General features: G+C 64.0%; 20 protein-coding genes and 1 pseudogene. 6 read left to right on the top strand and 15 right to left on the bottom strand.

The window, feature by feature from the left end:
• Positions 1–228: pseudogene (locus tag ACX80W_RS04620) on the bottom strand (SDR family oxidoreductase); the annotation flags it as partial.
• 433 nt (positions 229–661) lie between these two features.
• On the bottom strand, positions 662–1,114 hold the full coding sequence (locus tag ACX80W_RS04615) for a hypothetical protein (RefSeq protein ID WP_459280849.1): 453 nt from the start codon (positions 1,112–1,114) through the stop codon (positions 662–664).
• Between the two features lie 200 nt (positions 1,115–1,314).
• On the opposite strand from ACX80W_RS04615, the gene ACX80W_RS04610 reads away from it, so the two are divergent.
• Positions 1,315–2,076 (top strand): hypothetical protein, encoded by a 762-nt coding sequence (locus tag ACX80W_RS04610; protein ID WP_459280848.1) that lies wholly within the window; start codon positions 1,315–1,317, stop codon positions 2,074–2,076.
• A 156-nt stretch (positions 2,077–2,232) separates the two neighbouring features.
• Here the strand turns inward: ACX80W_RS04610 and ACX80W_RS04605 are convergent, their stop codons facing one another.
• Positions 2,233–3,645 (bottom strand): aminotransferase-like domain-containing protein, encoded by a 1,413-nt coding sequence (locus ACX80W_RS04605; protein WP_459280846.1) that lies wholly within the window; start codon positions 3,643–3,645, stop codon positions 2,233–2,235.
• Between ACX80W_RS04605 and ACX80W_RS04600 the strand changes: the two genes are divergently transcribed.
• Positions 3,644–4,579 carry a DMT family transporter gene (locus tag ACX80W_RS04600; RefSeq protein ID WP_459280844.1) on the top strand — a complete coding sequence of 312 codons (936 nt, stop codon included), beginning with the start codon at positions 3,644–3,646 and terminating at the stop codon, positions 4,577–4,579. The two genes, ACX80W_RS04605 and ACX80W_RS04600, sit on opposite strands and share 2 nt — an antisense overlap.
• A 69-nt stretch (positions 4,580–4,648) precedes the next feature.
• A complete protein-coding gene (locus ACX80W_RS04595; RefSeq protein WP_459280842.1) occupies positions 4,649–5,161 on the top strand; it encodes a hypothetical protein in 513 nt (170 codons plus the stop codon).
• A 1,130-nt stretch (positions 5,162–6,291) separates the two neighbouring features.
• Here ACX80W_RS04595 and ACX80W_RS04590 read toward each other — a convergent pair.
• Together ACX80W_RS04590 and ACX80W_RS04585 are read right to left on the bottom strand one after the other, a co-directional pair.
• Positions 6,292–7,434 (bottom strand): hypothetical protein, encoded by a 1,143-nt coding sequence (locus ACX80W_RS04590; protein ID WP_459280840.1) that lies wholly within the window; start codon positions 7,432–7,434, stop codon positions 6,292–6,294.
• A 421-nt stretch (positions 7,435–7,855) separates the two neighbouring features.
• A complete protein-coding gene (locus ACX80W_RS04585; protein ID WP_459280838.1) occupies positions 7,856–8,287 on the bottom strand; it encodes a hypothetical protein in 432 nt (143 codons plus the stop codon).
• A 240-nt stretch (positions 8,288–8,527) separates the two neighbouring features.
• Between ACX80W_RS04585 and ACX80W_RS04580 the strand changes: the two genes are divergently transcribed.
• The gene (locus ACX80W_RS04580) at positions 8,528–9,043 is read left to right on the top strand and encodes a putative immunity protein (RefSeq protein WP_459280837.1); all 516 of its coding nucleotides are present in this window, start codon (positions 8,528–8,530) and stop codon (positions 9,041–9,043) included.
• Positions 9,044–9,333: 290 nt separating this feature from the next.
• On the opposite strand, the gene ACX80W_RS04575 is transcribed toward ACX80W_RS04580, so the two are convergent.
• The 4 genes from ACX80W_RS04575 to ACX80W_RS04560 form a co-directional block, all read right to left on the bottom strand.
• Positions 9,334–10,566 carry a saccharopine dehydrogenase family protein gene (locus ACX80W_RS04575; RefSeq protein WP_459280836.1) on the bottom strand — a complete coding sequence of 411 codons (1,233 nt, stop codon included), beginning with the start codon at positions 10,564–10,566 and terminating at the stop codon, positions 9,334–9,336.
• 382 nt (positions 10,567–10,948) lie between these two features.
• A complete protein-coding gene (locus tag ACX80W_RS04570; protein ID WP_459280835.1) occupies positions 10,949–11,326 on the bottom strand; it encodes a VOC family protein in 378 nt (125 codons plus the stop codon).
• Positions 11,327–11,568: 242 nt separating this feature from the next.
• Positions 11,569–11,910: a hypothetical protein gene (locus ACX80W_RS04565; RefSeq protein ID WP_459280834.1), complete on the bottom strand. Its 342-nt coding sequence runs from the start codon at positions 11,908–11,910 to the stop codon at positions 11,569–11,571.
• 276 nt (positions 11,911–12,186) lie between these two features.
• Positions 12,187–12,933, bottom strand: a complete 747-nt coding sequence (locus tag ACX80W_RS04560; protein ID WP_459280833.1) for a hypothetical protein — start codon at positions 12,931–12,933, stop codon at positions 12,187–12,189.
• 300 nt (positions 12,934–13,233) lie between these two features.
• On the opposite strand from ACX80W_RS04560, the gene ACX80W_RS04555 reads away from it, so the two are divergent.
• A complete protein-coding gene (locus tag ACX80W_RS04555) occupies positions 13,234–13,995 on the top strand; it encodes a DUF4259 domain-containing protein (protein ID WP_459280832.1) in 762 nt (253 codons plus the stop codon).
• 309 nt (positions 13,996–14,304) lie between these two features.
• On the opposite strand, the gene ACX80W_RS04550 is transcribed toward ACX80W_RS04555, so the two are convergent.
• The 3 genes from ACX80W_RS04550 to ACX80W_RS04540 all read right to left on the bottom strand — a co-directional run bounded on the left by ACX80W_RS04550 (position 14,305) and on the right by ACX80W_RS04540 (position 17,900).
• Positions 14,305–14,718 (bottom strand): hypothetical protein, encoded by a 414-nt coding sequence (locus ACX80W_RS04550; RefSeq protein WP_459280830.1) that lies wholly within the window; start codon positions 14,716–14,718, stop codon positions 14,305–14,307.
• Positions 14,719–15,438: 720 nt separating this feature from the next.
• Positions 15,439–15,660: a hypothetical protein gene (locus ACX80W_RS04545; RefSeq protein WP_459280828.1), complete on the bottom strand. Its 222-nt coding sequence runs from the start codon at positions 15,658–15,660 to the stop codon at positions 15,439–15,441.
• 488 nt (positions 15,661–16,148) lie between these two features.
• On the bottom strand, positions 16,149–17,900 hold the full coding sequence (locus tag ACX80W_RS04540; protein ID WP_459280827.1) for an alkaline phosphatase D family protein: 1,752 nt from the start codon (positions 17,898–17,900) through the stop codon (positions 16,149–16,151).
• 404 nt (positions 17,901–18,304) lie between these two features.
• On the opposite strand from ACX80W_RS04540, the gene ACX80W_RS04535 reads away from it, so the two are divergent.
• Complete coding sequence (locus ACX80W_RS04535) at positions 18,305–18,637, top strand: hypothetical protein (protein WP_459280825.1); 333 nt, start codon at positions 18,305–18,307, stop codon at positions 18,635–18,637.
• Between the two features lie 67 nt (positions 18,638–18,704).
• Here ACX80W_RS04535 and ACX80W_RS04530 read toward each other — a convergent pair whose 3' ends face one another.
• From ACX80W_RS04530 to ACX80W_RS04520, 3 genes are read right to left on the bottom strand one after another with little or no spacing between them, the layout of a single operon-like run.
• Positions 18,705–19,427 (bottom strand): CE1759 family FMN reductase, encoded by a 723-nt coding sequence (locus ACX80W_RS04530; RefSeq protein ID WP_459280824.1) that lies wholly within the window; start codon positions 19,425–19,427, stop codon positions 18,705–18,707.
• Positions 19,424–19,915 carry a MarR family winged helix-turn-helix transcriptional regulator gene (locus ACX80W_RS04525; RefSeq protein WP_459280822.1) on the bottom strand — a complete coding sequence of 164 codons (492 nt, stop codon included), beginning with the start codon at positions 19,913–19,915 and terminating at the stop codon, positions 19,424–19,426. Before ACX80W_RS04525 ends, ACX80W_RS04530 begins: the two co-directional genes overlap by 4 nt.
• Before the next feature lie 12 nt (positions 19,916–19,927).
• The gene (locus tag ACX80W_RS04520) at positions 19,928–21,118 is read right to left on the bottom strand and encodes an LLM class flavin-dependent oxidoreductase (RefSeq protein WP_459280820.1); all 1,191 of its coding nucleotides are present in this window, start codon (positions 21,116–21,118) and stop codon (positions 19,928–19,930) included.
• Positions 21,119–21,290: the final 172 nt, after the last annotated feature.

Below are 21,290 nucleotides of genomic sequence, written 5' to 3'. Positions count from 1 at the left end.
TTCGATGTCGTGGGCGTGGCTGAGGATCAGCGCCGTGATCGGGCCGCGGTCCCGCGTGACGGCGTCGACGAGTTCTTCGGGACCGGTCGGGGACGACAGGTCGCAGGGGTAGTCCGTTTGGTTCAGGTCGCTGGTGGCGACGTCCCACCCGTCGGAGCTCAGCCGGGGCACGATCCCGGCAGCGATGCTGTTGGCGCGGGCGGCTCCGGTGACAAGGGCGAGAGGCATGCCTTCCACGCTAAACGGGCCACGCGGTGAAATTGAAATCCGCCGCCGTGGGCGCGGCGCCGTGCCCACACCGAGATCGACGTGGATGAGAACAAGGGAGACCTGCTTCTTCACCTCGATGGCAAGCTCTGAGCTCTCACGATTCCACGACCAGATCCAAGGCGAGCTGCGTCCATCAAGGAATGGACCCCGCTCCGGCGGGGCCCATTCTGATTGCCGCTTCAAAGCCAGCGCCACAACAGCCAGAACCGACACGACGAATACCAGCGACGAAACAAGGCTCTGCCCGAGGAACCTAAGTTCCTGTTTCACCGGCGTACCCCATCTTCTTTAGAGTTTCGGCACGTCTGGAGGCGGCAGGCCTCCGCGATGTCCCGTTTGGTTCAGCCAGCACGCATGAAGGGATCGGCCGCACTTCAATGGCTTGGTATCACTAGGAAGACCTCGCGGGTTCCGTACGTTTCGAGACGACCAGGTGTTGCAGGAAAGCCCAAGTGGCTGCGATGAGAAAAGTAGTGGTTACCGAGAACAGGAACTGGTGGTGGGAGGTAAGACCGTAACCATTTGTCGCAAGCCAAAGTCCCACTACAGGGGTGGGTGCCGTCGTCAGGAAGACCGTGGAAAAAGCGACAACCGATGTGCTGTCTCTCGTCACCCAAGCTGCAAGTGCGGAAAGAACCCCTGCGCCGAAGGACCACGGTAGGACGATCACGAACATGAAAATGGTGTGAATCAACGCTGTAGTCAGTGGCTCGAAATCATTCGTCGCACTTCCAGGCCCGGTTAAGAGAGAGACGCCAAAGACCGAGGCGAAAACTGCGGCAGCTGCCAATGAGCCCATGAACCAGTAGAGGAGGTGCGCTGTTACATTGGCCGGGATGTTCATATTTCCCGATCGTACAGAACGCGTACTACAGACTTTGTAGTGATTGGTGCAGTGACGGATCCCTCACCGCGACGGTTAGATGCTCCTCAACAAATTCTCAGTAGGATCTTCACAGCACGCAATCGCCCCGGGCTCCCGCCCCGGGCGCATGTGCACTGCTACCGGCCCTGAGTGGCTCCTGAAGGAAGGGTGGACAATTCTTGGGCGTTTGGGGCGTCGGAATTTTCGACAGCGACGAAGCACTGGATGTGCGCAGTGCATTTACTGACCGGATTGGGCAGGGACAGGACCCGAAAGCCGCCTCCGCGGCCATCGTTGCCGAGTTCTGCTACGGACCGATCGATAACGTAGACAACAATCGGATCATCCTGGCCCTCGCTTCCACCGAATACGACCTAGGCATCCCAGACGGTGAAACCTTCCAACGGGCGCTTCGAATCATCGAGTCACCCGAAGAGCTGGCATCATGGGCTGAGGACTTGCTTCCGGCCCGGAGAAGATCCCTGCAGACCCTGCGAAAGAAGCTCCACCAGGATCTGCCACCACGAAAGCAGGTCAAGCCCCGTAAGTTCAAGGACACGCCGTGGGAGGTTGGCCAGCACCTGCTCTACGTTGACGAAAAGACGGGCTCCCGATTGCTTCTGCGCGTCGTGGGCCACGAGGTCACCGAGGAAGGCCGATACCCCCGGTTTACGGTGTTGGAGTGGAGCGGCGAGGAAAACGAACTTCAGCAGGCGCACCTCCTCAGCCCTCTACGTCAACACATCTCCGTCTTCAGGCATCAAATTCATGTCGGAGCCCTCATCGTTGGAGGGCGGGTGAAAAAATCAAACCTGATCGAACTGCCGTCCCGGGCGGTAGTCGAATCCGATGCAGAGTACGGCGGAAACTTCATGGCGTGGCGTGACCTGGTTGAGCATGTCCGGAGCATGGCGCTGAAGACCCCTCCAACGTTGGTGTAACCAGTCCGGGCGGCCGGGGTAATCCGAAATCTCATCAGCTACTCGTTCTTACGGCTGTCTCATTGGCGGATCCCTCAAAGCACATGGAAAGCACCCTCTCAGGGGTCCTCGGGCGGTGCCGGCATAGGTGCATCGTGAGGTTCAACCGCACGCTTCCTAGCTGCTGTATTGCTCCAGGATTTGGCCGATGATGCGTATGGCCTCTGGGTAGGCGCCGGGGTTGGGTCCGGAGTAGTTGAGGCGGATAAAAGGACCGGTGGGCTCGGCGGGGAACCATTCAGTGCCGGGTGCGATGAGGACGTTGTGCGATTCGCAGTCATGGATGAAGGCTGGCAGGTTTGTGGCGTCTGGGAGTCTGAGCCAGAGGTTCAACCCGCCGGGCGGGATTGCGCTGAGACGGGCCAGCGGCGCGTGCTCGGTGAGGCTGTCGATGAGCAGGTCCCGCCGTGAGCGGAGTTGCTGGCGCAGCCCGCGCAGGTGAGTCTGCCAGCCAGGTTGAGTGACGATGTCCAGGGCAGCTGTTTGCAGGACACCGCTGACATACATGGATGCTGCTGCCCTGTCTGCGATGATCCTGTCCCGCGCTGGTCCGCGGGCGATGAGCGCGGCGACCCTCAGGGCCGGTGACACGCTCTTGGTCAGTGAGCGGATGTAGACGACGTGTCCGTTGTCGTCTCGGGCTGCCACCGGGGCGGGGTCGGTGGTGATGCCGAAGTCGTGGGCCCAGTCGTCCTCGATGAGAAACGCCCCATAGGTCCTGACGACGTCGAGGATTTCGGATGCGGTGGCAGCCGGCCATTGGGTTCCTGTCGGGTTCGAGTAGTTCGGTTGGGCGTAGAAAGCCCGGGCACCGGTTTCCTCGAATGCCCGGGCAACGTCCGCAGGGTCAGGACCTGAGGGACCGGATACGACAGGCACGAGGCGGATGCCTGCTTGGGCTGCGGCCAGGATCGCCCCCCAGTAGGAAGGAGATTCGATGAGCAGCGGCCGGCCATCTGCCACCAGGGCGCGGAAGATCGAGCTGAGCCCGCTCTGACTGCCGGGGAGCACGATCACATCATTGGCCAGAGGTGGAGTGAAGCCGACAGGGGTTGCCGCCGCCAGCTCCGCGGCGAACCATGATTGCAGCTCCGGCAGGCCGGTGACAGGGGAACGCGTGAGCGCGGCATCGCTGCGGCCTGCCCGGGCCAGGGCGGCACGAACCAGCCGTTCAGGCAGGAGCTCCCGGTCCGGGTACCCACCATGAAGAGCGATCGCGTCGATGGGTGCGGCACGCATTGTCGCCGGAGCGGGTGACACCCGGTTGCGCGGTGCACCCAGAGCCCCTGTCTGCCACCCGAAATCAGACGGTTTAGCGGTGCGGACTGCACGCACGAAAGTACCTACCCCTGGCCGGCTTTCGATCAGTCCCTGCCCGGACAGGATGCGGAGTGCCTTCTGTACGGTAACGGGACTGGCCTCATACCGGGCAACCAATGAACGGGTCGACGGCAGCTTTGCACCAGCAGGGGCAACGGCGATCCACTCCCGCAGGGCTATCACGATCCGCGAACTGCTATCGTTGGTCATGAACCCACATAGTAGCGCTACTCGCGGAAAATCGGCTGCGCTATCACCGTTCAGCGCAGGACTTGCCTGGGGACTGCTCGGCGTCCTCGCGTTCTCATTCACTGTCCCCTTTACCCGTGTAGCGGTCGGGGGACTCTCACCCCTGTTCATCGGATCAGGGCGGGCAGTGATCGCCGCAGTCCTCGCGATCGCGGCGTTGACCCTCACCCGGCAACGGCTCCCCACCGGCGCGCAATGGATACGGCTTGCCATGGTCGCCGGGGGCATCGTTGTCGGATTCCCGCTCCTCACCTCCTTTGCCCTGACGACGGCACCGGCGAGCCACGGAGCCGTCGTCATCGCCCTCCTGCCCGCGGTGACCGCGGTCACGGCAGTCATCCGCGGCAAAGAACGGCCACCCGCGCTCTTCTGGGTGCTGGCAGTCATCGGGGCCGTCATGGCGGTCGGGTTCGCGGTCCTGCAGGGCGGTGGCCCCACCGACCTCACCAACTCGGACCTGCTGCTGTTCGCCGCCGTCCTGGCCGCTGCTATCGGGTACGCAGAAGGCGGCCTCCTCGCCCGCGAACTAGGTGCTTGGCAGACCGTGTCCTGGGCACTCGTCATTGCGTCCCCTCTGATGCTCGCCCTAGCCTTGACCGCCGTAGTGCAGAAACCACCCAATGGAACACTGACCGAATGGGCTGCCTTCGCCTACCTGGCCGTCATCAGCATGTTCCTTGGCTTTTTCGCCTGGTACCGAGGACTCGCACTCGGGCCCATGGCGCAGGTCAGCCAGGTACAACTCACCCAACCCGTCCTGAGCCTCCTCTGGGCAGCACTCCTGCTCCACGAACACCTCACGCCGGCCACGGTCTTCGGAGGCATCTCCGTCATCGTCTGCGCCGCTATCGCCGTCCGAACACGACTTATCCACTCGATACCAGCGTCTCGCTGAAGGATCCCCTACCGGGGCATCCTGGGCGAGACCTGACAGCTTCGGCCGTGTGTGCCAGACTGCCGTCGCATGGGGAAGTTGTTCGAGGATCTGGTGTCGACGTCGTACTCGCAGCTCTATCTGCTCAGCGGGGGAGCGGAGCTGGTGCACCCTGCGGAGGCTTTCGTCGGGCAGAACAACGGACTGTGTGGCGGGAGCGTCGACGGCGCCGCGTTCCTGGTCACCGGCACCCACACGGGGCTGATCCCGGTATGCGTGCAACTCCTCGACACTGCGCCCCCACTGGGTGACTGGGAAGAGATTGTCGAGATCAGCTTCCGTCCACACGGTGTGCGCACAGGCCTCTATGGGTGGGCTGAAAACGCGAGCTTCGTCTTCGACCTCCCTGATCCCAGCTATCGATTGCGGTGGTCAGCCTCCGGCATGGACGAGGGCAAGGCCCAGGATGTGGCGACGGAGGAACGCCCTGCCCCCGACCGGTACGAAATTTCCTTCTGGCCGGCACCGTACGCGCCCGACACCATCCTTCGCTCCACCTCCAGGAATGCTCAGTACTGGCAGCGCAGCGGTTTCATCTCCTAGTGATCACAGCGCCCGCAGGCGCATCCCTGACCGGGCGCTTTCTCGGGCGGGTCCAACGCGGCAGCACGAGGTGATCCGCGCGGGTTTGTGACCATCAACTTCGAGCTTCCAACGTCGGGCGGAGAATTACCGATGGCCTTCCTGTAAGCCGGTCAACTAGCGTGCAGCTTTGCGTCTCTGCGCTGAAGACGAGTCAATGAGGAACGCGGAGGTTCCTACAAGAGCTGCCCATCCTAAAAGCATGATCAGGATCCCTCCGATGTCGCCGGCAGCTCCGTCCGCGGACCTGTACGAGAGGTGCAGACCGTTGGCGATGAGCATGGGTAGCGCTGCGATCGAGAGCAGTATCGCGCCGCGTTGAAGGTGTGTGACTGCAGCGCCTCGCTGCTTGCCCATGAAGAAATAGGTGATTGGCACGCCGATCGCCAAGGCAATGGAGAGCACGTGCGAGGGAATGAACAATGCGTCTTGACCGAAGTTCTGCCACACAACCCCCGTAAGGACAGCTGAAACCAAAGGAGTCCGGGCTGGTTTCGATCGTAGACCTCGCGGTGAGAGTGGCATGGTTTACTGTCGCATGCGGAAAGGGAATCTGCTCTGACCGCCCATGTTCTTATACTCCGATCCAACCTAAGCGCGAAGCCGGTCCAAACGGATGTTGAGTCTCGAAGAGTGCTCATTGGGCTAAGCCAGGAGTCACCGCTGGAACCGATCGGTGTGGCGGTGAAGTTTTCATCGAACACCTCCGCGACGACTCGGTCGAGCATGGCCCTGATGTCGATGGTCATGATGGAAGTATCTCAGGCCGGCGGCGAGCGGATCCGGATATAGCAGCACCTTGCTGTCCAGGACTCCACGGGGGTCCACCAGTACATTGCGGCATCACTGAGCGCGCTTTCCTCACTAAGGAACCCTCACGGCTTAGCCGCTCCTAACGTGCGTAGGAGGCAGGCAGCTTGAGCTGAGCACTCCAGGCGTCCGGAGAAGGATCCGTGAATGCGATACGGCCCGCTGAGGTCGAGAGCGGACAACAAAAGCTTCGCACATACCGATCCTTGAGCGGTCACCCGACGATCAACGGAGGATGCCACGCCTTTCCGGTTTTGGGGCCTCGGTGGCCGGATCGTCGGTTACCTCCGGGTTTGAACGGTCAGGAGCTCGCGTGCGTGGGCCGGCAGTGTACGCGCGTCACTTCCGTTACGGTGCAGCAGTCCGCAGCCGTCGAGCTCGATCGTGATTATCGACCCGAGTTCATGTCCGCCCCGGCTCGGCCAGAGCGTCAGGAACATCGTCGCCGACTCATTACAGGAGCGGGACACCGGCCCGGACGCGGCAACATCGGCCACCAACCGGGCGGTCGCGGTGTCGAGCGTTCCACCAGCAACGAATCGGCCTGTATGAAGCGTGCCTGTTGCCGGAGCGGCCACCGCCCCGTCGGGCTCCGCCCCGTCGGGCTCCGCCCCGTCCGGCTCCGCCCCGTCCGCCGGAGTGGACTCGACCGCATAACGGCACCAACGCATTCCGTCGATCTCGGCCAGCACGGTATCGGCTATCGGCGTGGGGGGAGCCGGTGATGCTCCGACGGTGCCCGAAGCGGAACCAGCCGATGGAATCGCCGGCGGTATCCCCTGAGCGAAGGGGGCAGTCCATGCGGCCGCGCATCCGCTGTCCAGGGCAGCGCGCGGTACAACCAGGGTCTGCTTCAACGTCGTGGTCTCTCGTACGGACAGCCCGGCGAGAGCTTGGTGCACGCCGGGCTTCGTCTTTGCGCACCTGTCACGGGGGTAGTGCGCGTGGACCGCCCGGCCGGCCGCGTCGACGAGCCAAAGCGGGGACACGAGTTCCATATCCGCCGTACACGGGCCAGGCCCGATTCCGTCATCCGGCTCGGCCAGGGCTGCTAAAAGTGGTGCCAGATCACCGGTGAGAGTGACAGCGGTGACGGCGCTCCACTGTCCTTCGGCATCGTCAACGCTGCCCATCTGATCGCAGCGAACGGCTGTAGTCGGGACGAAACCGGCAGGCACCCGGCCAGGGTCCGGCGCATCCTGATGCTGGGAACCGGGAGGGTGGGTCGGATCGGGCGGAACGGTCCAGCCGCCCAGATTCGGCGCGAGACAGTCGTAGCCATCGACAATCTCGGCAGCGTCCACGGATTGAGCGTTGCCGTCGGGGGCGCCGCCGCACCCGCTCAACAGCACCGACAAAAATACGACGGAGAGCAGCACCTGGGTCAAAGCCAAGACCCCGTTCGCCGGATGCAGTGCACGCATGGCTTCACCCTGCCCGGGACGACCGGCCGCGTCGATACCCGGGACACGTTCGTTATCGAAACGGAAGCCCGAACGCACCGACGTTAAGAAGATGCTTCAACGGGGGCCCGGAGGTACAGTCGATGCTTGTGAAATTCCCGCCGAATTGCTCCGGGTCCAACGGCCACGGCTGGTTCACCACCTTATCAATCAGCTCCGCGGCCACCTCGGGGCTCGGGCCGAGGAGTTGGGCTGGTTCCACGCAGTACTCATGAGGTCCGCTTCGTCTGCGCCGGAGTTTCGATGCTTCTTACTGGTACGTCCGAGTGGCCACTGTGGACGGTAGGTAGAAAGGTGCGTAGCGAATGGGCGGTGTCACCGCGCCTGCTCCGGGTGGAAAACGGCTGTGTCGCGATCTGAATGGCGAGTGGGCGGGATTGGGCTACTGGATTGACGCACCGTTTTCGTAGACGGCTTTCAACTCGTAGCCGACACCCGGATCGTTCGCAATCACTTGAACGGAGTCTTGTCCTGGTGACACGGGAAATGACGAGAGGACGCGCGTCGTACCGTCATCTGGATCTGTACAGGTCACTTCGTCGCCGTCTTGCACGAGAATCGTGCCAGCGCTTCGGCAGGTGAGTTCCAAATAGATGTGGGTGGCTTCCGCGGGCGGAGCACCAAGCTCGATCGTGCGCGTGCCCGTGTAGGTCCCGGAAACAGGATCCGCCACCGCTGTACCACGATCAATTGCCGAGGTGCTGGGCACTGGTTGTTCATCGGACTTCAGTTCACTTTGGGTGGTACATCCTGCGAGTAGGACAGCCGAGAGCAGCCCCGCAAGCGCTTTGAGTGGCCCTGGTCGTTGCTTCATCTGTGTGACGCTAACAGGCTGGCAATGTCAGTTGCTTGGAACTCGGAATTCGTTATAGGAGCTTCTCTTAGAGTCTGTGAGAGACCCCTGCCTCCCTCATGGTCTGCCTGCAACTGCCCTTTCCTACCCCGATTATCCGTCAGCACCAAGCCGAGAGGGGAGCTTATGAGGGTCCTCCCGCGCACGCACGAGCAGGGGTGTATTGCCGTCTGTGATGGGCAGGGAGTAAGAATCAGTCTTATGATCCTTCCTGCTGTTCGCGATCCTCGTCTCGTGTTGATCCGGCGCGGTGGACTCATGGCTGACGCCGATCATCAGCTCCTGGCATTGTGGGCCGCTGCCTGCGCCGAGCATGTTCTAGGGCTGTTCGAGGAATTGAACCGTGATGATGGCCGGCCTCGTGCGGCAATCGACGCTGCGCGAGCCTGGACGCGCGGCGAAGCGAAGATGATGCTCGCCCGTGCGATCGGAGGACACGCGATGGGTGCTGCGCGTCCTTTGCGCGGCGCTCCACGATTCGCGGCATACGCAGCCGGCCAAGCGGCCTGTGTTGCCCACGTTCCCGAACACGACCTGGGGGCGGCCGCTTATGCCATTAAGGCCGCTGCAGCTGCAGCACCCCGCGATCAGGAGCGAGAGGCCGCGCGTGCTGAGCGCGACTGGCAGCGCCAGCAGATCCCCGATCACCTCCGCCCCCTTGTCCTCGAAGACCAAGGCCGCAGGAGCGGTATCTGCTGGTCCGTCTTCGACGACTGAACACCGCTGAAGAGTAGTTCGTGAACCATCCTGCCGCCAGCTGTCACCGCGGACAGCGTGTCAGGGCCACCGCCAACAAGGGAAATACCCTGTGCCTCCTCACGCCCCACTCGTTGGGTGTGCAAAAACGACCCATTGAGCACCGGTAGGTATTGCTACGCCTCAAGCGGATTGTTGGTGCGGCAGAAACCGTGTGCGGAAGCGTCGCCGCTGTCTTAGTGAGGTGAGATGGGTTTTGCCGCTCGTCCCGAGGTGTTGCACCATGTACGACCAGTGCACCACTTCCTGCGTCAGGTGAGGGAGATGACTTCGTAGGTATGGCCTGCTTCGCGCAGCCGATCTACCAGGACGCCGCCCAGGGCGGTCGCCGGGGTCAGCGATCCTGCGGCGGGCGGCAGGCGGTCGCCGTCGAGGGCAAGTGAGAGCGCTGTCTCCCCGGCCATCACGGCGGTGGCGGCGTATCCCGGGTCGCCGGGCCCGGCTGCGACGGCCCGGTACCGCCGGCCGCTCTCGGTGGAAGCAGTCACCTGGGAGGAGAACCAGCCTGAGCGCCGCGCGGCCTCGCTCGGGCCCGCACCGGGCGACCGAAGGACGCGGTCCAATAATTTCCTCGTGGGCGGTAGGGCCAGCGCGGCTCCGAACACCCGTAGGCCGAGCGCCGTCGCTCCGGCAATGACGGCGCCGGCGGGCCCCCGCCCCACACCCATCACCTCGCCGTACCGCAGGGACCGGCCGTAGGCCCAACCCTGCAGGGCGTTGCTGCGACGCACGATCCGCGTATTCGCCGACGCCATGATGAAGGGGGCGGTTCGCAGGCCGTCCTCCGCACGGCCGACCCACCCCAGGTCCGCCGGCTGCCGGGTCGAGGGCTCCGCCGTCCGGTCCGGACTCAGGGAATAGGGATCGTCCGCGAGCGATCGCAGCACAGGGTCCGACCGCATGCCGTCGAGCTGCCCACGCATCGACTCGATGGTGCCGCCGCTGAAGCCACCCCTCGCCCTGGCGACGAGCTGCACCTCGGTCAGTCCGCCCGCGCCGTCGGCCTCCGCGGCGCGGTGCAGGAGGAGCGCCGCGAGGTCCGACGGGACGGAGTCGTAGCCGCACGCGTGGACGATCCGTGCACCGGTAGTCCTTGCCAGGGCGTCGCAACGGCCGATGGCTTCACGGACGAAGGACACCTCGCCCGCCAGGTCCCCGTAGTGGGTGCCGGCGCGGGCACACGCCTCGACGACGGGCAGTCCGTACTTCGCGTAGGGACCCACCGTGGTGAAGAGAACCCTGGTGCCCGCGGCCAGCGCAGCAAGCGAGCCGGGATGGTCCGAGTCGGCCTCGATGAGGGCCCAGTCGTGTGCGGCGGCGGGCAGCCTGGACCGTACGGCCTCGAGCTTCACCCCCGACCTCCCGGCGAGCCCCACGCGCAGGTCCGGCGGAGCATGGTCCGCAAGATATCGGGCGATCAGTTCACCGACGTAGCCGGTCGCACCGAAGAGGACGAGGTCGTGGTCGCGCGCTGGGGCCTCCATGCCAGCAGTCTTCCACGGCAGCGGCCGCACCGAGGCCGGGAGGTGCCTGCCTCTCCTGTAGCTGAAAGGCCCCGTCCCCCTGAAACTGGATCGCAGATCGTCAATGGACCGCGAGGGCCGCTGCCCTGACCGAGCATCTAGTCCTCAGGTGCTGCGTCGGGTACACCCCAATGCGTCAGTCGATCAGCCTTCGATGCACCTGGCTTGAGAATCTGATCACGGCTTCTGCAACACGAGAGCGCGAGGCTCTAGAGGCGATGCAATGCCGGCCTCCCGGCTTGTTCCGCTGAGGATCCTTCGATGAACACCCCCACCTCGAAGGTTGTCGCGGCGCGACAGAACCTGTGGGAGGTCCTGGTCCCGTGGCGCTGACCTGGGCGTCCTAGGGGATGACGCGGGCACGCTCGTCGAACCAGGGGGACTCGTAAGGGACAACGCAGAACAGCAGTCCGGCGGGATCTTTCAGCACGATCCATGCCCGCCCTTGGCCAACGACTTCTGCACCCAACGTGACCAGGCGTTGCACCTCGGCATCCACATCGTCGGTTTCGATATCGAGATGTAATCGAGCGGCTGCGGCTCCCACATTTTGAAGTCCGACCCAGGACATTGCAGCGGGTCCGACGAGGCCCGTGAATTCTGGATGCTCCTCCACCTGCCTCGGTTCCGCGAACAAAGCGGAACCCCAAAAGTCTCGAGTCTTGGCGAACACCTCGTCCGGGGCGTCGATGACTACTTCGCGGAGCAGGATCCGATGCATCGCTTCACTGCATCATCTAGACACGGTCGATGACAAGGGCCGGCTTAGGAACTCGACCCTTAATTCACAGGTCGGCAAGGCCGTTATCTTGACTGTGTGTAACCCGATTCCTCACTGCTCCTATCGGCCGCAATGCGCCAGCCGCTGGCAGGAGCATGGAAATGGCGACAGGGCGCTGGCCGTGCCTCCGCGGCGTTGGCTGGTGACGACCGAGCCACGCTCGGTCGCGTAATTTTCACTCGCTATGCGGATCGCCATCCAGCAGCCGGGCCGAGTTCCACCCGGGTGCACGCAGCGCTTCGCAGGCGAGATCGCAGGACCCGCAGCACCACTGTCAATGCAGTCCCTGCAAGTACACCGCCCAGGAGCAGCATGCCAAGGGCGGGCGGGCCAGGGATCATGAACAGAGTGATCACGACGATGGCGGTTGCCACGGCGAGGGCATCCGTCATGAATCCGACAAGCTTGAGCGCCGAGGGACCAAAGATCCGGTGATCCCGGCTGTATCCGGTGAGAACAGCGGCAGCGGCCAGCACGGCTTCTACGCATATACCGAATGCGATTGCTGCTGCAACGAGAGGCACCTGAAGATGAGAAACTCAGGGTAATTCGCCGCCAAAGACTGTGACTTCATAACGGAAAATATCTGCCCGACAACCACTGCACCGAAAAGCAGGCCAAGGGCTGTCCGCGTCACCATGACGGTGAGGGGGCCAGGGTATTGCTGCAAGGCGTCCATACTCTGAAGTATCGATAGCTGATCGATCGAAAGTCAATAGATAGATCGTGGCGGTCCTGCCGGTTTGAGACCCTCGGACTATTGGTCCGGCGCTGCCGGGATCGCCGATCGCTTTAGCTGGTCACTTGTCGGACTTGAACACGATCGAGTCGAAAACGGCGCGTGCCTCTCTCGTCAGCTCCGGATTCAACGCTTCGCCGGATTGGGCCACCCAGACCACAGCGCGCTGGCCGTTCAAATCGACCACCCGGTAGGTTTCGCGTTCGTTCCGGGTCGAGTACCAGCGTGAGCATTCGTTCGAAAATCCTGAGTGAATGCAGAACTTGCCGCGGTCGCAGCCTGTGATGTCTACGTCGCCCTCGATGGAGTGGTCGAACTCGAAGCCGGAGTAATCGCCCACCACGACCTCGACGGGAGGGGTGCTGGCCGTTGACGTCTGCGCCGTCATGGCGTCGACGAAGGCCTCAGCCGACGGGTCGACCTCGGCGAGCGCGCCCTGCCACGCGCATGCGTCCGTCGGTACATAGTCCGCGGGCCACCACGCCACGTAGACGGCCCATTCATCCGGGTGATCTGGGTCGTCCTTGGACAGGGCGTCGCCGTCGGTGGTCAACCAGCCGTCCGGGACGGTGATCTCGAAAGGCTCCGTGTAGCTGGTGACGAGGTATGTGCCGGCGTCGATGTCGCCGCTGTCCGGCAGCGGTGGGACCGTGCGAGCCTCCGTAGTCGGAGAACGGGTGGACGGGCGGGAGGCGTCGTCGGGCTCATTCTCGCATCCCGCGAGACATCCAATCAGTGCAATAGCCGCCAAGGGCAAGAGATGGCGCGACCGCTGAGCGGCCTTCTTGAGGGGGGATATGGTGCTCATCGATCCACCAAGCCGCTACAGGGTACTGTGAGGCCCCGCAGCCGGGTGGCCCCGCGGACGGCCCGTGATGGGATGCCGTCGCCTCAAGTCTCCTCCGGTACAGAACCCGAGACGATGAAGAGTTGTTCGGAGATCAGTGGTCGCGCGTATGCCGATTCTTCACCGCGACGGTTGGGTGCTCGTGGGCAGATCATCAGTAGGATCTCCACAGCACGTGATTGCCCAAGGCTCCCGCTGCGGTCCGCATGTGCATTGTTACCGGCCCCTGCATGGGGTTCCTGAAGGAAGGACGGGGAATTCTTGGGCGTATGGGGCGTCGGAATCTTTGACAGCGACGAAGCACTGGATGTCCGCGGTGAGTTCACCGACCTGATTGGTCAGGGGCAGGATCCGGGCGCCGCGTCGGCGGCCACCATCGAGCAGTTCTGCTACGGGCAGCCGGAGGACACCGATAACAACCGGATCATTTTGGCCCTCGCTTCCACCGAGCACAGCCTCGGCATCCCCGACCGTGACACCTTCCAGCGGGCGCTTCGAATTATCGACTCACCCGAGGAGCTGGCGTCATGGGATGAGGATCTGGTGCCGGCCCGGAGAAAATCCCTGCAGGCCCTGCGGAGGAAGCTCCTCCAGGACCTTCCGCCCCGGAAGCAGGTTAGACCCCGCAAGTTCAAGAACACGCCGTGGGAGGTGGGCCAGCACCTGCTCTACATCGAGGAGACCACGGGCTCCCGGTTGCTGCTGCGCGTCGTCGGTCATCAGCAGGACGACGGAGGCCGGTACCCCCGGTTCACCGTGCTCGGGTGGAGCGGTAAGGAGAGCGAGCTTGAGCAGGCGCACCTGCTCCATCCCGTGCGCCAGCACATCTCCATCTTTAGGCGTCGCATCTACGTGGGCGCCCTCATTGTCGGCGGGCGGGTGAAGAAGGCCAACCTGATCGAGCTGCCGTCCCGAGTGGTGGTGGAGTCCGATGAGGAGTACGGGGCAAACATCATGTTGTGGCGTGACTTGGTCGACCATGTACGCAGCATGGCAGTGGAGACCCCTCCAACGTTGGTGTAACCAGGCCGGGCGGATGGGGTAATCCGAAATCACGTCAAGTACTCGTTCATGCGGGTGCCTCCTTGACCGATCCTCAGAGCACACTTTCTCGGGCGGGTCCAACGCTGCTGCCGGGGCCGTAGACACCCGAGGCCGAGGTCGTGGTTTCAGCGGTGTCGGAGCCAGATGCCTGGTTCCCGGTGGCTCCCATCCCGACGTGGGCGCGCAGCCACGGATCAAAGGGTTGCCCGTCATCGCGGGTCCAGACGCTATAGCTGCTGATCGGTGTCAGGGGGTAGCGGTGTTTCAGGGTTGGCCGCAGCGGAACGATCACCGATTCCAGTGCATACCCGGGGCGAAGTCGATGAAGGCGTTCAGGAACTGGGCGGCGAGCCCGGTCCGTTGCAGGCCGGGGTGGATCTGGGCGGCGCAGATCACCAGGGTGTTCGGTGCGGCGTTCGCGTCGAGGTTCTCCAGGGCGCGCACGAGGGTTCCGGTGAATCCCGCGGGAAGATCCGCCCGGGTCCCGTCCCAGTGGACCGGGACGGCCCATCCGGTGGCCACCAGCGCGGATTCGTCGACGGCGGCGAGTTCGGGGTGGGCGAATTCGGCGCGCACCCAGTCCCAAATGCCGGCCACCACCTGGTCCGCGGAGATGAACGCCGGCCACGCCCCCTCGGAGAGCGCAGCCAGCTCCGCATCGGCGCGGGTCCGGGCGTCAAGGCGTTCAATCGTCACTGGCATGAGGTGAGTCTATGGCGATGCCCGCTCCGAGTTGCCGGTCCACCTCCAGGGCCAATGCTCAGTGTCGAGGCATGCCAGCACCGTCCCACAAGCAATTCTTCGCCGCGACAGCCCGGGGTATCCGCTCGGCCCAAAACCTGCAGTCCCCGACGGCGGCGCATGGTGACGGTTCATCGACGGGGTGATTTGCTTAGTCGAGTGCCACGTGCACGGCCTTGAACTTGAAAGGCCCAGGGCAACGGGGCCCGAAGGGCTGCTCCCCAGTTGATTCGGTTTCGAGTGGCAAGGTGCGAGCGAAGCGCCCACCCGACGCGGTCACTGCCTCTACGTAAATGGAGGTGACCTCGGCGGGTGGCAGCAGGTTTGGGGGCGACTGGGGAGCCAACCATTTTCCGTCACGGAATTTTATGCTCTCGGGGGTGCATCCCTCACCGAAACAGGCCGATACGGCCTGTGGCTGTTTGGAGAAGTCCAATTCCACATCACCGACATACTCGTACCCGATTGCCGGACACACCCGGTTACCGCTGGACAGCACTCCAACAAAGACGAGACTGAACACCGCGGCCAAAAGACCGGCGGAAACCATGAACGTTCCCCGAGATTTCACAGGGCGAGCCTAACCCCTCGCGGGGCGTTGGTGCCGCCGCAGAAAACCGCTCAATTGTCCGCTGAGGGATCATTCACCGCGACGCCTTCCGAGCCCATGAAGGTGAGTGCTCAAAATTCTCCGTCATAGGTTTCGCTGATTGCTTGTGCTGTGAATCGCCAGCCTTCGATGACAGCAGGAAGATGCAATGCTGCGTGTCCTAGGCCATCCTCGTCGGCGCGTGACAATTCAATCTCCATGTAAATCCTCATCCTCTCGGCGTATTGGATCAGCGCTCGAATCTGCGCACCGCTGAGGTCGGGCGGTATAGGTGGGTCGTGGATGAAGGCCATACAAGATTCTGCACCAGGAACGCGGTTGCAAGTACTCGAGGCCTTGGTCTCTTCACCGCGAGCTGCCTTTTGCCCGAACACCGTTTCCCGGCCCTGCGGCTTCCTAAAGCCCGTTGATCGAGTGCGCTCTGCAGGCGTTCAAGGTACGTAGGCCCCGCACGGTGAAATGCACGATGAGGGGGCGCTAACAGCAACGCACCGCGTGAAAGCCCACGGCCACCAAGACCTGGTCCTTGGCGCTCGTTTCCATTCCCATCGCACTACGAGGACCCTTCGCCGCGGCGTCGACGGCGGGTTTCGGAGCCTGCGCTTACCGGTTCGTAACTGCGATAAGGTGCATCCGGCAACTTGTCCCTAGAGTGTCCGTCGGCACGGGTAGTCAGGCATGGGTACCAGCCGAGGATGACTCGGGAATGCCGATGGAGCGGGTACTCAATGGATTACAGATCCATGCGCTCGGACCGGGGACGCCGCGCTGGAGGCATTTCCTACTGTCGCCGTCCTCTCCGTGCCCGAGTGCCCTTGGAAGTCGAGAGCGCTGTCTCGGGCACAGCTTCCCCTCCCGGCATATTCCCAGACCCACGCCGCGGCACTGTCATCGCGGCAACCTCCCTGAGCCGGGGGTGGAGATGGTCCTCGCCGTCCACCGTTCCCGACTGCCACGACAGCGTGAGCCCGTCCGCGGTGTCCTCGAGCGAGGCGAGGTTGTTGTCGAACCATGGTCCCCTGATGTTCCGCCAGTGGAACGGCGGGTGGGGAACCTTCACGGAGCGCGCCACGAGGGCCCCAAGAGGCGCCGCCACGGCGTAGGACAGGATGGCGGTGGAGGAGCGCAGGAGCCGCGGCAGCGGATTGCGGATCGGGGAGCAGACCACCTGGAGGATACGGCTGCCCGACGTCCGGTCCACTTCCGCGACGTAGGAGAAGTGGACGTCTCCCGACAGGAAGGTCACCGTCTCCGGTGCCGGGCCCCGGTTGCCGTCCGCCACCTCCGTCGCCATGAGGGCCACGGCGCGGAAGCTGTTCTGGAAGGCCGCCCAGTGTTCGAGATCCATGCCCTGCCGCAGCTTCTCACCCAGCCGTGCGCCCCGCGCGCCCCACGCACCCTGGGCGAGGGCCTCGTCCCACGACTCGATGTGATGCAGCCCCAGCGGCAGGAGGAACGGCAGCGAGGTTCCCACCAGCAGGTGCCGGAATCCGCCCACCATCCTGGAATCCAGCCACGCCGTCTCCTCCTGGGTGAGCAGGGACCGCGCATCGGGTGTCAGCACTCGGGATCCGCGGGAGTCGACCACGATCAGGCGCGTGTCATCGAAGTCGCGGCAGTAGCTCCAGCGGTAGCTGGCCGGGTCCTTGTCCGCCCGGTCGGCGAAGGCGTCGAGCTCCTCGCTCAGGTCGAGCTCGGCGGCGTCGTGATGGTTGACGATCCGTTGCCAGATGCGGTCCTCGGCGCGCCGGTCCGGTGACAGGTTGCCGAGGTGCTGGTACACCCAGTACGACGCCAGGCCCGCGACGATCCGGTCCTGCCACCAGGAGGTGGTCTCCATTTCCTGCTTCCAGGAGGCGGAGGCGTTCCAGTCATCGCGGATGTCGTGGTCGTCGAAGATCATGGCGCTGGGAAGGGTGGACAGCAACCAGCGGTTGGCACTGTCGGACCAGGCCAGGTTGTACAGGTGGGCGTACTCCTCGTAGTCCTTCAGCTCGGCGCCGGGCTCCTCCTGGATGTCCCTCCGCCCGCGGATGAACTGCTGCATTTCCTCACTGGTGGAATCGGCGTACACCTGGTCGCCGAGGAAAAGAATCAGGTCCGGCCGCGGTGAACTGTCGTCCTTTATCCGGTTGAGCGCGTACGCACGCATGGCATCGATGCCGTGGGTCCGATTGCTCTTTTTGGTGTGGGGGACGCTCGTACGGCAGGACCCGAAGGCCAGTCGCAGGGGCTTCCCCGGGGTGCGTGTCGCAATTCTCGACGGCGGGAATTCGGGAGCCGATCCCGGGTCGGGCCAGGCCTGATGTCCGTCGATCTCCACCGTGTAGGGGCTGACGCTTCCCGGCTCGAGCCCGTCCACCTCGACGAGCGCGTAATGGTGCCCGTGGACGGCGAACGTGCGTGCTTCCCAGGATCGCTGGGCGGCCCGGACGACGACGCGTGCCGCGGTGCCGACCTCCACCCAGATACTTGCCGAGGTCTCGTCGACGTACCGCAGGATGGGACCCAGGACCAGGGGAGTTGGTGTCATACGTAAGTTCTACCCTTCTACCCTTCGGCCCGCAGCGGACCTGTACTTACTTCGGCGAGGTCAGAGGCTCTCGACGACGTGATCGTCCTGGTGCAGCGCGACGATCACCAAGGCGACAAACATTACGGCCATCTGGGCTAGGACGCACGAACCCAGGACCTGATACCCCGGCCGGCTGCAGGGATCCCTCAGCGCGACACAGAGTCTTTCGAAATTTCTATAGGCTCAGTTCGCATAGTCTTCCTGTTGGTCCACCATCGACGCCTTGAGTTCCGGCGCGGGCTCGGTGCCCCGGGCGTAGGATCGGGTGCAGCCGACACGGCCGTCCGGTATGGGTTTCCGGTGCTGCCCAACGTCGAAGCCACAGCACCGCTTAGGGGAGGTATACCGTGGTTGGTCCAAGAATGAGGCCCGGGGTATGGCAGACGGCTGCCGGCGCGGCGGCAATCATCGCCGGTGTGCTGGTCTTTCTGCCCGGCACCGACCGGTACAACACCGCGACCTATGGGACAGCGGGCGGGGATTTGTCGCAGGCCGTGGTCCTGCTGGGTACATCGGCCGTCCTGCTCGTGCTTGGGGGAGCGCTGCTGGTCATGGGAACGATCCGCCGCCGTGCTGAGATGAACCGCCCACGCACCTACGCAAACAAGCATGAGGACCATAGCGTCCGGTCGGAGGACCGGCCGACGAACCCTAATGACACCTCTCTGCGCGGGTATCAGGAAGGGATCTGGTAGTCCGGCGGCGGTTTGGATTCCCCTGGGCGACGGGGCGCGGCGGGTCGCCCGCCGACCGCAGGCCCCGCTAGGCCCCGGCGGTGAAGGTGCCGCCGGTTGCCAGTCTCATCAGGTCGGTGTCGAAGGCAACCTCCGGGACGGCCGTTGCGGGGCGGGCGTTCCCGGCGAAGGCGTGCTGGTATTGGCTCCAGGCGTCGTCGGTGATCGCGGCCCTGATGCCGGTGGTGACCATTGCCACAAGTTCGGTCGCCGCACGTTCGATCCGGGTGGTGAGTGCACTGTCTCCCCAGTCCTCCGGTGCGGCGAAGAGCGACGTGGGCGTGGTGAGCGTGCGCATGAACGCAAAGAGCGGCCGGAGCTGATCATCGATCACAAGTGCGTGCCGGGCACTGCCGCCGGTTGCCGCAAGGACCACGGGCACGGCGATGAGGAGATCGTTGTCGAGGATATCCATGAAGGCCTTGAACAGCCCGCTGATGCCTGCCTTATAGATAGGGGTCGTCGCGATCACGGCGTCCGCGGCGGCGAGCCTGTCGATGGCGGCCTGGAGGTCCGAGTCAGGGAAACCGGAAACGATCGCGTGGGCGATGTTGGGGGCGAGGGGACGCAGCTCGATGATGCTGACCGCGGCCGGGATGCCCTGCCCGTTGAGGCGGTCGAGCGTCTTCTGGGCCAGGCGGTCGGCAAGCATCCGGGAGGAGGAGGTGTCGCTCATGCCTCCGCTGAGGACCACGATGCTGCGGGTCTGCTCCGGGTCCGGATGTGCGTTCTGGGGGGAAGTGGGGTTCACGAGGAGGTCCGTTCGGTGGTGGGCTTGTTCAGGAGGTCCGGATTAATCACGGCGGTGATCTGCCGGGAGAGGTCTCGAAGCTGTTCGAGCTGGGCGTGGCTGAGGGCGCTGGTCATTCTGTCGGCGACGGCCCGCGCGTGCTTCCGCCCCACCCGTTTTTGGGCTTCGGTTCCCGCTTGGGTCAATAGAATGCGGGCTTCCCGGCGGTCCACCTGGTTCGAACGCTTTTCCACGAGCCCGCGCTCCTCAAGCCGCGTCACGAGTTTCGACATACCCGGCTGGGAGAGCAGAATCCTCCGGCCGAGCTCGCTGATCCCCAGTCCGCCGTCGGCCTTGGATAACGTGAAGAGGACGTCGTATTCCCGCGTTGAGAGTTCATCCCAGATCTCGTCGGCGGCGAACCGCCGGGCAAGTGCGGTCTCTGCCTGAAGCAGAGCCTCCCAGGACTCATTTGCCAGCCGGATCTCGTTTTTGTCTTGCCGGTTCACCGGATCGCCCTTCTATCCAATCAGCGGATAGCGGGCCGGGGTTGCGGCGTCGCTGTCCTGGTAGGGCGAGGTGCCCGTGACGTTGTCCCCCCGGTTGGGGTTGGGGCGCGGCTGTCGCGGTGCGGCGTCGCCGTACTTTGCCTTCGTGAGGGACTCGTGGGTAGGGGCGTCCGCCGCGCCAGGGGAACGCCGTGCGGCCATCTCCTTGCGCAGCACGGGAACGACCTCCCCGCCGAGCAGTTCGAGCTGGTCGAGCACGGCGGCCAGCGGCAGGCCCGAATGGTCCATGACCCAGAGCTGGCGCTGGTAGTCGCCGAACTTCTCCTGGAATTCCAGGGTCTTGTCTATGATCTGCTGGGGGCTTCCGACGCTCAGCGGGGTCTGCTGCGCGTAGTACTCCAACGGGGCGCCGTGCCCGTAGACCGGTGCTTCGTCGAAGTACGGGCGGAACTCGCGCACAGCGTCCTGGGAGCGCTTGGCGATGTACGCCTGCCCGCCGAGGCCCACGATCGCCTGGGCCTTGGTGCCGTGCCCGTAGTGCTCGAAGCGCTCGCGGTAGAAGTTGACCAGTGGCAGGAAGTGGAAGTTTGGAGCCAGGATGTTGTTCGCAAAGAATCCGTTGCCATAGTAGGCGGCCTGCTCGGCGATCTCCGGTGTGCGGATCGCGCCGTGCCAGACGAAGGGAGGCACGTCGTCCAGGGGCCGGGGACTGGAAGTGAATCCCTGGAGCGGGGTCCGGAAATTTCCTTCCCAGTCGACGACGTCTTCGCGCCACAGCCGGTGCAGCAGATTGTAGTTCTCCAACGCCAACGGCAGGCCCTGACGGATGTCCTTGCCGAACCACGGGTAGACCGGGACAGTGTTGCCGCGTCCGAGGGTCAGGTCCAGCCGGCCCTTGGCCAGATGCTGCGCCAGCGCGTACTCCTCGGCGATGCGGACCGGATCGTTCGTCGTGATCAGGGTGACCGACGTCGAAAGGATGATCCGCTTGGTCAGGGCTGCGACATGGGCCAGCAGGGTTGTCGGCGAGGAGGAGAAGAACGGCGGGTTGTGGTGCTCGCCGATGGCGAAGACATCGAGACCGACCTCCTCGGCCCTGACTGCCATCTTGACCGTTGCATCGATGCGTTCCGCCTCGCTGGGCGTGTACCCCGTCACCGGGTTCCGCGTGATGTCGCTGACCGAGAAAATTCCGAACTGCATCGTACGTGCCTTTCACTGGAGGAACTACATAACCAGTTATGTATCTTGCCCGTGTAACAGTGCATAACCGGTTATGTATTCCTGAGCCCTCCGTGACATGCAGCACCGGGCCCTGGAGCGCTGAGGGAATCGAGATCGTCCGGCCGTCCCCCGGACAATCCGACAGCGCTTC

It is taken from the genome of Arthrobacter melezitosi (genome assembly GCF_054511055.1).
The sequence above is the reverse complement of the archived record's forward strand: the minus strand, read 5'-3'. Positions and strand labels throughout refer to the sequence as shown.

What these genes read in the sequence shown, in the direction of transcription:
- ACX80W_RS04615 (WP_459280849.1), bottom strand. Translation starts at nt 1,114, where the DNA reads ATGAACATCCCGGCCAATGTAACAGCGCACCTCCTCTACTGGTTCATG.
- ACX80W_RS04600 (WP_459280844.1), top strand. Translation starts at nt 3,644, where the DNA reads ATGAACCCACATAGTAGCGCTACTCGCGGAAAATCGGCTGCGCTATCA.
- ACX80W_RS04605 (WP_459280846.1), bottom strand. Translation starts at nt 3,645, where the DNA reads ATGACCAACGATAGCAGTTCGCGGATCGTGATAGCCCTGCGGGAGTGG.
- ACX80W_RS04595 (WP_459280842.1), top strand. Translation starts at nt 4,649, where the DNA reads ATGGGGAAGTTGTTCGAGGATCTGGTGTCGACGTCGTACTCGCAGCTC.
- ACX80W_RS04590 (WP_459280840.1), bottom strand. Translation starts at nt 7,434, where the DNA reads ATGCGTGCACTGCATCCGGCGAACGGGGTCTTGGCTTTGACCCAGGTG.
- ACX80W_RS04585 (WP_459280838.1), bottom strand. Translation starts at nt 8,287, where the DNA reads ATGAAGCAACGACCAGGGCCACTCAAAGCGCTTGCGGGGCTGCTCTCG.
- ACX80W_RS04580 (WP_459280837.1), top strand. Translation starts at nt 8,528, where the DNA reads ATGATCCTTCCTGCTGTTCGCGATCCTCGTCTCGTGTTGATCCGGCGC.
- ACX80W_RS04575 (WP_459280836.1), bottom strand. Translation starts at nt 10,566, where the DNA reads ATGGAGGCCCCAGCGCGCGACCACGACCTCGTCCTCTTCGGTGCGACC.
- ACX80W_RS04570 (WP_459280835.1), bottom strand. Translation starts at nt 11,326, where the DNA reads ATGCATCGGATCCTGCTCCGCGAAGTAGTCATCGACGCCCCGGACGAG.
- ACX80W_RS04560 (WP_459280833.1), bottom strand. Translation starts at nt 12,933, where the DNA reads ATGAGCACCATATCCCCCCTCAAGAAGGCCGCTCAGCGGTCGCGCCAT.
- ACX80W_RS04550 (WP_459280830.1), bottom strand. Translation starts at nt 14,718, where the DNA reads ATGCCAGTGACGATTGAACGCCTTGACGCCCGGACCCGCGCCGATGCG.
- ACX80W_RS04545 (WP_459280828.1), bottom strand. Translation starts at nt 15,660, where the DNA reads ATGGCCTTCATCCACGACCCACCTATACCGCCCGACCTCAGCGGTGCG.
- ACX80W_RS04540 (WP_459280827.1), bottom strand. Translation starts at nt 17,900, where the DNA reads ATGACACCAACTCCCCTGGTCCTGGGTCCCATCCTGCGGTACGTCGAC.
- ACX80W_RS04535 (WP_459280825.1), top strand. Translation starts at nt 18,305, where the DNA reads ATGAGGCCCGGGGTATGGCAGACGGCTGCCGGCGCGGCGGCAATCATC.
- ACX80W_RS04520 (WP_459280820.1), bottom strand. Translation starts at nt 21,118, where the DNA reads ATGCAGTTCGGAATTTTCTCGGTCAGCGACATCACGCGGAACCCGGTG.